The organism is Corynebacterium sp. LaCa_23 (assembly GCF_058182375.1).
The window spans coordinates 40,248-52,526 of sequence record NZ_CP190825.1; the positions used below are offsets into that span (position 1 = coordinate 40,248).

Here is a 12,279-nt window from a genome sequence, read left to right on the forward strand (position 1 = left end):
CTACACCTCCCTACAAGTGACCCCAGGTTTGTTTTCCTTGGTGTCTTTATTATCTTTTTGGCTCGGTGCAGTGATACATGGCTTGAGTGCCTTTTCACCCAGGTCATTAATCTGATCCTGAACCTTGCTCAGATCACCGGCGGAAATGTGGTTGACCGCGCCGCGCTCAGACTCGGGCAGGTCAGAGACCTTCAGCGGGGTGAAGTCTCCCTTGCACTTCTGTGCAGAAAACAGCAAGGAGTTCTTGTCATTAATGCACACGTATTGGTGCGTGGAGCTTAAATCCTTGCCAAATACGGAATAATCCGCGCCTTTGAGGATGGTGATTTCCTGGGCATCGTTGGTCTCGGCGTAGTAATTATTGGACAAGAAGTTCTTGACCCACAGCCCCGCGCCGATAACGAGCGCCAGGATGATGATGAGCGCGATGAGGACCTTCCACCCGACTTTTCGTCGAGAAGGCTCGTCCTCTGCCTCTTCTTCATCGGAGTCCTTGGCCGCGTTGTCTTCATCAGCCATGACGGCCGGCGGAATCACCTGGGGTTTACGGGTGAGTTTCGCGGCGCGTGACGCCGAGGAATCCGGGTGCGTGGGTTCTTCTACCGAACCTGCAAGAGCACCAACGCGGAACGGCTCGTGGGTGGCGGGTTTTTCTTCCGTGACCTCGGCGATGACGACGGTGACATTGTCCGGTCCGCCCGAACGAATAGCGAGATCCACGAGGGTGGAGCCCGCCTGTTCGATGCTTCCCTGGCCAAGGGCAGTCTCAATCGTGGAAGCGGTAACTGGGTCCGAAAGCCCATCCGAGCACAGCAAGATGCGGTCACCCGCCTTGGCTTCGAACGTGAAGAGCGTCGGCTCCACCGCACGCCCGGTATAGGCCTTCAAGATGAGGGACTTTTGTGGGTGGGAAGAAACATCTTCTGCAGCCAGCTCGCCCTTATCCACCAAGGATTGCACATAGGTATCATCCTTGGTGATTTGCTCGAGCTTGCCATCGCGCAGCAAATAAGCGCGCGAATCACCCACATGGCAGACACCAAAGGTCGTGCCATTGAACAGCATCGTGGACAGCGTCGTGCCCATACCTTCAGTCTCCGGGTGGGCGGTGACGTGCTCGCTGATGGCTTCATTGGCGTCATCGGCAGCAGCTGCAAGGAGTGCTTCCGTGTCCTCCTTACCCGGATCCTGATCTAGGATTTCGAGGTGGTTGACCATGAGTTGGGAGGCGACCTCACCTGCGGCATGTCCGCCCATGCCATCGGCCAAAATCAGCAGGTGGGATCCGGCGTAACCGGAGTCCTCATTATTACCGCGGATAAGCCCGCGGTCCGACTTGGCAAAAAAGTTTAGCTTCAGTGTCATGCGTTCAACCTCACGGTAGTGCGGCCTAGCTTAATCTCGGAGTTCGCGCCGACTACCTCAGGTTGGTCGATGCGCACACCATTGACGAGGGTTCCGTTGCGAGATTCCAAATCCTCCACTACCCACTCGCTGCCGCGGCGAAATAGGCGTGCATGATGGCCGGAAGAATAATCATCCCCAGTGACAAAATCACAGTCAGCGGCGCGGCCCAAGGTGCATTCCTCGAGTGTGCCCAAATTCATGTGGGATCCCTGCAAGGGGCCCTCCACAATAGAAAGCTGCTTCACCGCAGCGTGACTGCGCGGGGACGCACCCATTTTTGACGGCTGTGGCATAGCACCTGCGGATTTATTGGTATCCCGCCGCATGGCATTCAAGGCCACCAGGACAAATACCCACAAAAGAGCCAATAAGCCGATGCGAAGCGCCAGCATGATGACTGCATCCATGGCGGCCTCCCTTCCTCAGTGTGAATTAGTAACTATGCGAATCAAGGCCCGTAATGCGGACCTCGACGTGGGAATGGCCCATGGTGATCACATCGCCATCGGCAAGCAGCCAGTTATCAATGGGAGTGTCATTGACCGTGGTGCCATTGGTGGACTGCAAATCCACCAATACGGCATCTTCGCCGTTCCACGTGATTTCCGCGTGCTGGCGGGACACGCCCGTATCCGGCAGGCGCAAATCCGCATCATTGCTGCGGCCAATAATATTTGACCCTTCCTGCACGTGATAGACGCGGGAAGAGCCATCCTGCAACATCAAATTGACTGCGGGGCCCTGCGTTTGCGGCGCGGGTTGGTCATCTTGCGCAATGAAAGCGGTAGTAGCTGCGTCATCCGCATTATTTTCGTGCGGGTTGGTCATCTGGTCCTCCTGACCATCAAAGTCGTGGAAAATCGCCTCGAAACCGGTCTCTTCTGTGGGCTCGTGATCTATAAACGAGGACACACGAAGCTGGCCCGTGCGCAGGCCCGATTCCTCCGCAATCCGCACAATGACGGGACCAGCGAGGGACCATCCGTTATTGCGGATAAAGCGAGATAATTGGTCTGCGCAATCGGCAGGCAAATCGGGGTCTTGCGACAAGTTCTCCAAATCCTTGGAGGAGACACCTACAGTCATGACATTGGGACTATAGAGCTTGTCATCGTCCCCGTGGCCGAGATTGTCCTGGGCTTCTTGCTTCAAAAGCTCATCAATCTCTGCAGGAACGACCTTGCCGCCGAAGACAAAAGCCATGCCGTTATCAAGGCCGCGTTGCATAGCGGAATCGAGCTTCGCCAGCCTTTCTAAAAACGCCACGAATTTTGCTCCTTTCCGCTATACAGCGATCAGTAGTGATCAGTAGTAGCCATTATAGTTTGTACACCCCTTTCAAACGTAGACGGCGGCGCGAAAGTTCCTAGATTTTCGCCTTTAAATGCGCAAAATAATCCGCTTTTCCTGCTGATTTGTAATTGCATGTGCTTCCTGTGCTATCTTTATCTAGTCGCACTGACAACCACACCCTGCCCGGGTGGCGGAATTGGCAGACGCGCTGGCTTCAGGTGCCAGTGTTCGATAAGGACGTGCGGGTTCAAGTCCCGCCCCGGGCACAATGAGCAGTTGAACAAACTGCACCACCGGAAGTAACAAACTCGAAAGGGTATGTTACCTCCGGTTTCTTTCATTTTTCAATCTTTGAGGTGCGAAGATTGCACGCGTGGGGATTGAGGGTGTGAATCCCACTGTCGTGGGTTTGATGAGGTAGTCGATGTTGCGGAAGCTTTGGCATCGGCGTGCGTTGTGCTCCGTACGTTGTTTCAAAAACGGGTTTCATCAAACGGAACAAAACCTGGGACACTTCATATCCCACCCCAGGCCTAATGACTTGGGTGCAGCGGCAACGCTCATCCGATTTAGGCAGAGTCGTTGCAGGATCCAGTGGGTCACCTGGTCCGTGGTCTTTGAATTGTCGGGCGCGCAGGCAAGGCCAGCACGGAAGATCTTCTGCAAGCAACGCTTGTTGGTGCACCGGTAGCGTGGAAGGCGCACATGAAGTTGTTGGGTGGCCGACGATGGGCAGATCGACCAGGCTGCGGATGACGTGGTCGCGGAATACTCCAGGCTGCCCGCAGGTAGGGCATTCATTGATCGGCTCGACGGGTTCGGCTTCAATAACAGTGACGTCACCGTTTTCTGTGGCACCGGTGATAGTAGTTCCTAGTTTTGCGGTGCGGCAGATGGTATCGACGATGACATTTCCGTTAGGCTGCACAGTAGGTCCTTAGTTTTGTACGGATGGATTAGATACCTTTTTCCTACAAAGCCAAGGACCCCAATATCTTGTGCCACGCCCGAACCCCCGGCGAACTAATCAATGCACTCTAAAACCGGAAGAGCCCTTTTAGTACTACTGGTGGATTTCGGTTTTGGTGGGGATTAACGCCGCCGGCTTCGGTTTTTCCGTTGAGGAGGTCGTTGACTACTTCCCGATGGTGAAATGGGTCGATGGTGAGGTAGAGAGGAACCAGTCACCTGGAAGAGATCGATCCAGTCGTTGGTGTGCAATCTGGGAGGTAGGGTCGCGGGGTCGATTCCTCGCGAGCGCAACCATGATTGTGTTTCTGAACGTGATGAAAACAACCCTGCCCTTCGGAGAATTTCCCCTATCCCGCGTCCCCGGGCAGTGAAAACGGTGTGCACCATCGCCTGAAAGGCTTTGCGCTGCTCTATCGGAATCTTCGGGTCACCCACCCGGCGGATCACTAAGATCCCCCCGTCAACGTTTGGCTGTGGCCGGAAAGCAGGCCTTGGTACCCGAGAACCCAGGTGAAATGTGAACCATGGGGACCACTGAGCCGTCATCATCGTGCTTGCGCCTACCCCGGCCCGGCGGCGAGCGACTTCCCACTGCATGAGGAGTACAGCGTCAGTCCATGCTGGCGCATGCAGCAACTTTCGAAGAATGGCAGTGGTGAGGTGAAAGGGAATGTTTCCCACAATGACGCAGGGAGTGGCGGGTAACCGGAAGTTAAGGAAATCATCATGGACCACTTCGACCGCCGCCGAGGAGGTTTCTTGTGTGATTTTGGCAGCTAGTTTTGCGTCCACTTCAACTGCCGTTATCGCCCTCCCCAAGTGGGCCATCGGGTGAGTGAGGGCACCGCTTCCTGGTCCGATCTCAATGATGGGGCCGGAGGTTTGTTTCACAAGGTCGATGATGGAGTTGATGATCTTGTGGTTGGTGAGAAAATTTTGGCCATGCTCGTGACGGCCGTGTCCGTATGCAGACATCAGGTGTGCTCCTTGGATTTGAAAGGGAGCCGGGCATGACAAATAGCCGCCCGGCTAAAGGACCGGAGCGGTTTTTAACCTACGGGGTAGGAAACCGCCTTAGCGGTTGGTGCGCAACCGCAAGAAAGCGGTACCTGAAATCAACATGGGTCTAATTATATCCATTTAAATTCGCGGGGGTCAAGTCCTGGGAAGTGGTGTATCTGGCTTTCGAGTATGTGGTTAGTTTCGGGGGCGGGGTTGGGTAAGCATTAGGCGGCGATCTCCTTGTCGTCGGTGGGAGTGTCGTCGACGAGGTTGGCAGCGATGATCTTCTTGGTCTGGGTCAGGCTTGTTAGCGATATGTAGCGTTTTTGCTGGATCCACTCATCGTGTTGTTTCGCAAGGACGGCCCCGACCGGCCGGATGACGGCTTCACGGTGTGGGAAGATCCCGACGACGTCGGTGCGACGTCGGATTTCTCGGTTGAGCCGTTCGGTGGGGTTATTGGACCAGGTCTTGGTCCATACCGGTTTCGGTGCGGTAGTAAAAGCTAACAGCTCATCGAGTGATTCCTCTAGGTAGTCGGCCACGTGAGGAAGCTTCTGCCCACAGAACTCTACATGCGGTATGGCAAACCTGCCTCAAGATGACGCGGGTGAAGTTGATCGGTGGTGGAAACTCAGACAAATGCGCAGGTAATTGAATGGTTTGTTTTGTACCGGTTGGAGCCGGTAATCTATAAAAGCCCATGACGGGCCACGCTTTGACGTGAAGGTACACAACCCACACAGGGTTACTGATTTGAAGTGACTTTAATGTCACTACTGACCAGGATTTTTTCTGGCTGGCGCAGGCGTTTGTCTGTGTTCTCGTGGCACACCCGTGTCGCGAGTCGGTAGCTGTGTGAAGGAGGGTTGATGGAAATTCCGTCAGCGCATTTTGGCCGTAAGGCCCATCGGGTAGTGCCCGACGACGCGATTGTGCGCGTCGAATTACGCTTGCCTGCGCCATTCGTGGCGAAGCTTTCTACTGAGTCAGCGAAGCGCGGGTGCTCCATGTCGCATGTGATGACGCAGTGGCTTTCCGAAGCAGGTCGCTTCCGTGGTGATGATAGTCAGGGTGCAGGGGGTGCATCTGTGACCTAATACTGCTTATCGGACAAATCCGAAAACAAATTCAGGGCCCGATCCTGCAAGATCGTGCCCTGCGGTCACGAAAATTTTTGTCGAAATTTTCGTGAGTATATCCATTCAACACGTTCTACCTATGTGAAGGAGATGGCTCAATCTTGTCATGCCTAAATGCGTTTTGCAATCGCGAATTTTCCAGTGCTCCCGTCGTCGTGGAATCGGGGTGCGATCATGGGGCGTTTTAAGGCCTTAGCAGCAGCACCAAGCTCCGAACCAACCAAGAGTGGTCGAGCTGGTGGTACGGCGACGTTGACGGTGGTGGCCGGAGATATAGCACCTGAGCGTGTGCGACGCTTGACCCGCCGGACCGTCCCTGATGCAGATCGGTATGCCCGACTTCGGGATGTGGGGATCCGGCGTCCTGTAGGCCCGTTGCGTTCGCAGGCAATCGAGAGGGCCGCGCTGGTCCAGGCCCATACGCGCGAGCTTGATGAGGTCGCCGATGCGAAAGCGTGCCGCGTGTTAGCGCGGTATCTGTACGACGAGGGGCTGGTATATGGTGTGGTCGATGAGGAGCGAGCCTTGGTCAGGGAGGCTGTCGATCGATGGCTTTTTAGAGATGACGTTTTCAATCGTCGAGCACAGCGCACCTATCGCACTATACTGTACGCCGCAGGTAGGGCACTGTATCCGAACCAATTTCCAGAGCCGCACCGCTCACGCGGTCCGCGTCGGAAGGCTGTCGCGCCAGCTTCCGAGCCACTGGCAGATGAGCTGTACGCCATCGTGCCCTCGCTGAGCGGCTCTTTGCGCCAGCAGCTGCTCGTGATTTTGGATCTCACCACCGGAGCGGGTTTGTCGGCAGGAGAAATCCGACGTCTCCGCGGAACCGATATCACTGCGCTAGAACTTCAGGAAAGAACCGTCGTCGTTGTTGCGGTACGCAAAAAGGGCGTGGTTAGTCGGGTGGTGCCGGTCGTGTGCCCTATTCGTGGGCACCGTCTGCTCACCCGCGCCCAAGAGGCTGGCGGTGGGTTCGTCTTTCCCTGTGTGGGGCAGACCATGCCACGCAACGCAATTTGTCATGTTGCAGATAGGTTGGATGAGCAGGGTTTTCCGCGTTTTAATGCGGCCGCATTGCGAAATCGTTGGGTGGTCGATTTGGCCACAGATCCGGCTATACCCGCAGCAATGCTGCTTAAGCTCGCTGGCATCGCGGATTTACGGATTCTGCACGACCTGGATGAATCGCTGCCGGACTATTCGTCCGCGGATATCGCGCATGCGCTGCTGCGGACCAAGGAGGCTGCAGAGGTATGACGATCGCACTACAGGAACAAAAGTTGACCTTTTCGCGCACCTACCTGGAGGAATGCGCACAAGTGATCGACAAATCTGGAGCACATACGTTCATCGATTTTTATCGACGGCAGGCAAAAGGAATCGGTGGGCGCACGGCAACTGGCCCACGCTACTCCATCTTTGCCGTCTTAACGATAGGACTAGCGCTGATTGGTACTCAACGTGCGCCGTCCATGGCAGAGATCTGGCGTACCCTCTGGGATCTGGATAGCGACACTCAGCAGCGACTGGGTCTTGACCTGCACGGATATAGTGGGGAAGGAACCTACCGCGCATTCGCCATGTGGCTGACCAGATATCTGGAACCGCTGGATTCTCTACCGGATATCCGTGCCCGCCGAGACAAAAACGGAGCTCATCGTCAAACGATGGCTGCGCGGACCGAGGAGCAGCAGCAGGCCTCAGTGGTCGCCAGTGAGCGCCTCCACCAAGTTGTTAATGCCATCGTAGCTGGGTCTATCGATGACCCGTCCCCGTCGGGATACAAGGGCGACGTGGTTGCGGATGAGACGATCATCGATTTGGCTGGTCAATCCCAAGGGCTGGGCAGCCGCGACGATAAGCAACGCGGTGCAGCATACTCCGGCGCCTTCTACATCCGCGATCGCGAGGACCACTCCCTGCATGCCGAGGCCGGAAGCCGACGCATCACCAAAGGCGGTGTAGGCCTCGGTGTGACTGCAGTCAGTCGGGTCGGGCCACCCCAGGCGGTCTATGGCATACCGTCGGTGATCACCGCCATATCAATCGACAAACCAAGCTCCGGGTCGGTGATGAGCTTGGAGCGTGCTCTTCGCTTCCACCAAGAAAATGGCTTTGACCAGCGCACGAAACGCGGTCGGATCCCTTTTCTCACCGTGGACATGGGCTACAACGTCAAACGTCAGTTTTCTGATGTTGTACTCGATGCGGGGTACGCGCCTATTGTGCGGTATCCAATCTCGTGGCGCACCATCATGGCCTCAGATGCGCCAGGAACGACTGACATGTCGAGCGGCCCAGTCCAGATCGCAGGCGATTTCTACTGCCCCATGGCCCGTCACCTGGCAGGTGACGGGAAAATCACCCGCCGTACTGTGGATCTTCTCGACGAACCGGACGGTTTCGAACAGCATGATGCACAGATGGAAGCCCTATTTCCACTGCTGATGGGCACGAATTCGCGTCCGTATCGTAAACGGGCGACCCGCGGTAGACCCAGTAAACAAGAAGTTGAAGGTGATCTTCCGGTGAAAATCGATCTGGTTTGTCCCGCCGTCCAAGGCAGGGTGAAATGCCCGCTTAAGCCGGCTTCCATGGTTTCTGCCGAAAATGGAGCCCCTACTGTTGCACCGTCCTGGGATGCCACACGGTACCGGTGCTGCTCAAGCTCGAGTATTACTCAAACCTACACGCCTGAGCAGTGGAAACGGGCCCAGTGGGGGCTAGTGCCAGGCTCGTGGGAGCACACCGCCTACTACGAATCCGCACGTGCCATTACTGAACAACGGTTTTCCATTATGAAATCCCACTACGTCACAGGTATGGATAACCTGAGGCGCGGCGTTCGGCGAGAGCCAATGCTCTATATCACCATTGCTCTGTGGATAGCTGCAACAAATCGGGCTATTCAGGATTCATACGCTAGGCGGCGGCCATCGGAGGATTCGATGAAAAAGCGCCTGCGCATGATTGAAGAAGACCTTGGTCGTACCCCGGTAAAGGCTCCACCTCGAACCTAAAAGGTCTGGAAACTATTTAGCACGCATGTACTAACACTCGTCCTGCTTCGGCAGGGCGAGTTTCTTCTGCCGTCAACGGGAGGGCAAAAGTAAAAAAGTTTGCTTGCTGAGGCCACTTATAGCACGGTCTTTCATCGACTTTTTGGCCTAGTTGAGGCGGAATTTATTCTCGGGAGATTACATAAGTGCTGCTCGGGAGCTGTACACAAGAATTACCGTGTGACCATGGGATGTGAACAGCACACAATCGATATCTCGAGACATCGTTTCTACGGTGCCTCGAGATTTTTCGTTTTCCGGGCGCAGTACAGCTTTGCCTAGTGGTGGGATGGGTTACACTATTGCGAATAATGTTCCCATGCGATGCCCCTCCCGAAGTGGCCGCAGTGGGCAATTCGACAGGGGAGCACACCACGACGATGCATCAGTTGAGCAAGGCATCCTAAATGCGCCCCTTTAGAAGTAGTGACGGCGTTTCCCTCTATTCATTGACCGCCATCTATTTTTTGATGTCACTGTGCGCGGCAATGACCAGCCTTTCAATTTCACTCCACTTCGCCGCTCTACACAAGGGCGAACTGTTGGTAGCAAGCATCTTCGTTTCTGGAGCCTGTGCCCAAGTTTTTGTGGTTCCCCTTCTGAGCCCGCTCTTTAACAAATTCAGCAGCTATCGAATAGCAATTTCTGTTCTCTTGTTGGATCTGTTGGGCCTATTAGCAATGACGGCCTATCCAGCGCCGTTGATCCTCATTTTCGGAAACCTCGTCACCGCATGCTTAAGCGGGCTGTCGATTCCAGCCATTTTCACCATCGTCGACTCCCAAGTCAGTGGAAGCCAGCAAGCGAAAGCTTTCTCTCTCTTGGATACGGCACGACTTGGCGGCGGATTCCTTGGCCCACTGCTCGGAGGATTGCTTCTTGACCAAAGAAACGTGCAGGCAGCGCTCTTCGTTGAAGCGTGCGCCGTAGCGTTCTCACTAGTTGTCTTTGTTGTCCTCTATAAATCTCGGTTTAACAACACTTCACCTCAGCTACAAATCAACGAATCTTCACCGAGCTTTTTCCAAAAGGTAGTCGAAGCTCCTTCTCTCTTACTGAAAAATAGAAGTTCTCGCTCCGCACTTACCAGCATTTGGGGAGCAATCATTTGCACCTCGATTTTCAACATTGCGCTTGTCTTCTATGTAACCAGTACCCTCCAGGCGAGCGGTACGGTATATGCAATCATTGCCCAGGCTTTTATCGTGGGCCGCATCTTGGGCGCACGGTTGTCAGCTCGCCTCGACACACACAACGCCGAGAAAACCTTGACCGGAGCAGGATTCGTCATGGGCTGTTTCATTGCTTTACCTGGGCTAATTCCCTCATTGTGGCTCTGCATTCCATGCTTCTTCCTCGCCGGTATCTGCAATGCCGTTCAGGTAGCTGCACTGCGAATCATCGTGGTGGGAACCGTACCTGATGAAGTTAAACCCAAAGCCCTTTCTACGATGGGATCGATAAACAGCTCTGCAATGCTTATCGGATACATCATCGGGGCGCCTGTCGTAAGCGCCATCGGCCCAGCAGCGGCACTTGCCGTATCCGGAATTGGAACCTCCGTGCTCACAGTGGGACCAGTCCTGAAACACCGTTTGCAACAATGACCATGTATTCACCTAGTTGCTATTTTTCTGCTTTTTCGTGCGCAGCATATCCATGCTCATTACGGCGCCGATGATGGCTGCGTGTTGTTGCTCGTTGAGGTCTGGCGCGATCCGCAGGAGATACGTGTTTTTACCCATGAAGTAGTTGCCCATGCCGGTCCACTTATTGGAGACATCGGCAAGCTGGCGATCCTGGGAGGTGATGGTGAGGTTCCAATCCCAGAAATCGCCGTGCACTTCGACGTCGGCAAAGCCCTCCATTGTTAATTTCATCTTGGTTTTGAACATGGAGAAGCGCTTGGTGATAACGGCCATGGGCTGTTCAATTCCCGGTAGGTGTACTTCGTAGGTATCCCGCAAAAAATTAGGCGGATCCGAGATCGTCATGACTGTTTGTTGGGGGTTGCCTTCGGCATCCGTGAGTGCGACCTCCAAGCTACGGGAGGGTTTAAACACCATTTCCTTAAGGCTGGTGGATTGCACAATGGTGCCCACTGGGGTCCCGTTGACATCAGAAATCATGAATCGATCCTTGAGGAGGGACTTGGTCTGGGAAATAACCAGCTCGTTGAGCGTGAATAAGTTTTGCATCATGCCAGCCAATGTATGGCAGTGGGCGTTTTTAATCCTCCTCCCTAGGGGTGGTTTTTGCTTCTTCCTGTGCTTGGTGGGCCTCCTCGTAGGCTCGCGCGCGGTGGGCGGTCATGGTTTGTGCAAAAGTTTGCACCCAATTCTTATTCTTTTCTGCCAGTGGGCCGGAAGGCTCGGTGACGGTCCAGCTGCCGTCCTCGAAGAGCCAAATAATGTCCCGGGTGTGTGGGTCCATGACGTAGAAGACGCGGCCATCGGTCTTTATGTTGTGGTGGTGCTGGCACAGGCAGGCAAGGTTTGCGGGAGTCGTCGGCCCGCCATCCGCGTGGTTGATGCGGTGATCCTTTTGGCACACCGTGGCAGGGCGGTTGCAGCCTGGGTAGCGGCAGGTGCCGTCGAATCCTTCGAGGTAGGCTGCCATATCCGGCGGGGTTACGTATCCCTTTACCTCTTTATCCGGGTTCATTTCCCGGATCTTGGAGTAGGGCAGCGCGTTGGAGCGCGCTGGGTCGAGCCACCCAACGGATTCAATGAATGCGGGGGAGTTGGGGACATCGGTTGCCTTGTAGGCATTCAGGATGACCTGGGGCGCTTCGGTATTGCCGGTGAGGAGGGAAATGGCGGCATCGGCAAGCGAGCAATCCAGCTTGAGCGCAGTCTCCTTGATGCACTTATCGACGCACGCCATCACCGAGGGATCCGCGCTCAGCGTCATCGCCGTGGTATTGTTTCCCCAATTTTCCATGGTGTAGCGTGGCTGGGTCGGCCCCTTCTTGACCGCAAGGGTGTCATCTTCGAGGTTGATGAGCTCATTAATCTTCCTTTTAATCTGCGCTTGCGTCCGCATGGCCTGGTTGGCGCGGGTGGGAGTGAGGTAGGCGGTGAGCTGCTCATCGATGCGCGCGATTACCTCCGGGGTCGGGTTGCCCAGGCGGTTAAGGGATTTATTGATGGCAATGAGGCGGTCTAAATCTAAGTGATAGAGCTCGTGTTGCAGCTCTTTCAGCTGCGGGAGCTCTTCCAGGCGGTACAGGGCCATCAGGATATGGCCGATTCGCCCTTCATTAACTCCGGTGGTGCGGTAGAGGGATTGGGTGACTAATTCGAAATCAGAATCGAGATCGGGGATCTGCTCAGTCCAGAACTCATATTCAGTCTTTCGCATTTCAAAAGCTACGCGTGTAGTGGGGTCTTTGGTGT

General features: G+C 55.0%; 10 protein-coding genes, 1 tRNA gene and 2 pseudogenes. 4 read left to right on the forward strand and 9 right to left on the reverse strand.

Features of this window, described 5'->3' with window-relative positions:
• From ACP8IT_RS00190 to ACP8IT_RS00200, 3 genes are read right to left on the reverse strand one after another with little or no spacing between them, the layout of a single operon-like run.
• Complete coding sequence (locus ACP8IT_RS00190) at positions 1–1,365, reverse strand: PP2C family protein-serine/threonine phosphatase (RefSeq protein ID WP_490290155.1); 1,365 nt, start codon at positions 1,363–1,365, stop codon at positions 1–3.
• Entirely contained in the window at positions 1,362–1,814 is a 453-nt protein-coding gene (locus ACP8IT_RS00195; protein WP_005276102.1) for an FHA domain-containing protein FhaB/FipA, read from the reverse strand. The genes ACP8IT_RS00190 and ACP8IT_RS00195 overlap by 4 nt, the downstream gene beginning before the upstream one ends.
• Positions 1,815–1,839: 25 nt before the next feature.
• Positions 1,840–2,673 carry an FHA domain-containing protein gene (locus tag ACP8IT_RS00200; protein ID WP_005276103.1) on the reverse strand — a complete coding sequence of 278 codons (834 nt, stop codon included), beginning with the start codon at positions 2,671–2,673 and terminating at the stop codon, positions 1,840–1,842.
• 208 nt (positions 2,674–2,881) lie between these two features.
• Between ACP8IT_RS00200 and ACP8IT_RS00205 the strand changes: the two genes are divergently transcribed.
• A tRNA-Leu gene (locus tag ACP8IT_RS00205) sits at positions 2,882–2,966 on the forward strand.
• A gap of 244 nt (positions 2,967–3,210) precedes the next feature.
• Here the strand turns inward: ACP8IT_RS00205 and ACP8IT_RS00210 are convergent.
• The 4 genes and pseudogenes from ACP8IT_RS00210 to ACP8IT_RS00225 form a co-directional block, all read right to left on the reverse strand.
• A pseudogene (locus ACP8IT_RS00210) lies at positions 3,211–3,628 on the reverse strand (transposase family protein); the annotation flags it as partial.
• 164 nt (positions 3,629–3,792) lie between these two features.
• Positions 3,793–4,647: a 23S ribosomal RNA methyltransferase Erm gene (erm, locus tag ACP8IT_RS00215; RefSeq protein ID WP_016459102.1), complete on the reverse strand. Its 855-nt coding sequence runs from the start codon at positions 4,645–4,647 to the stop codon at positions 3,793–3,795.
• Between the two features lie 99 nt (positions 4,648–4,746).
• Positions 4,747–4,812, reverse strand: a complete 66-nt coding sequence (locus tag ACP8IT_RS00220) for an erythromycin resistance leader peptide (protein WP_071569110.1) — start codon at positions 4,810–4,812, stop codon at positions 4,747–4,749.
• A gap of 86 nt (positions 4,813–4,898) precedes the next feature.
• Positions 4,899–5,231 (reverse strand): annotated as a pseudogene (locus ACP8IT_RS00225) (transposase); the annotation flags it as partial.
• A 960-nt stretch (positions 5,232–6,191) separates the two neighbouring features.
• Between ACP8IT_RS00225 and ACP8IT_RS00230 the strand changes: the two are divergent.
• The 3 genes from ACP8IT_RS00230 (at position 6,192) to ACP8IT_RS00240 (ending at position 10,488) form a co-directional block, all read left to right on the forward strand.
• Positions 6,192–7,079, forward strand: coding sequence for a hypothetical protein (locus ACP8IT_RS00230; RefSeq protein WP_232207972.1), 888 nt, complete (start codon positions 6,192–6,194; stop codon positions 7,077–7,079).
• Positions 7,076–8,842, forward strand: a complete 1,767-nt coding sequence (locus tag ACP8IT_RS00235) for a hypothetical protein (protein ID WP_023028059.1) — start codon at positions 7,076–7,078, stop codon at positions 8,840–8,842. Before ACP8IT_RS00230 ends, ACP8IT_RS00235 begins: the two co-directional genes overlap by 4 nt.
• Positions 8,843–9,288: 446 nt before the next feature.
• Positions 9,289–10,488, forward strand: a complete 1,200-nt coding sequence (locus ACP8IT_RS00240) for an MFS transporter (protein WP_284629677.1) — start codon at positions 9,289–9,291, stop codon at positions 10,486–10,488.
• A gap of 12 nt (positions 10,489–10,500) precedes the next feature.
• Here ACP8IT_RS00240 and ACP8IT_RS00245 read toward each other — a convergent pair whose 3' ends face one another.
• The gene (locus ACP8IT_RS00245; protein WP_005276137.1) at positions 10,501–11,082 is read right to left on the reverse strand and encodes an LURP-one-related/scramblase family protein; all 582 of its coding nucleotides are present in this window, start codon (positions 11,080–11,082) and stop codon (positions 10,501–10,503) included.
• 28 nt (positions 11,083–11,110) lie between these two features.
• Complete coding sequence (locus ACP8IT_RS00250; protein ID WP_490290156.1) at positions 11,111–12,244, reverse strand: HNH endonuclease signature motif containing protein; 1,134 nt, start codon at positions 12,242–12,244, stop codon at positions 11,111–11,113.
• Positions 12,245–12,279: the final 35 nt, after the last annotated feature.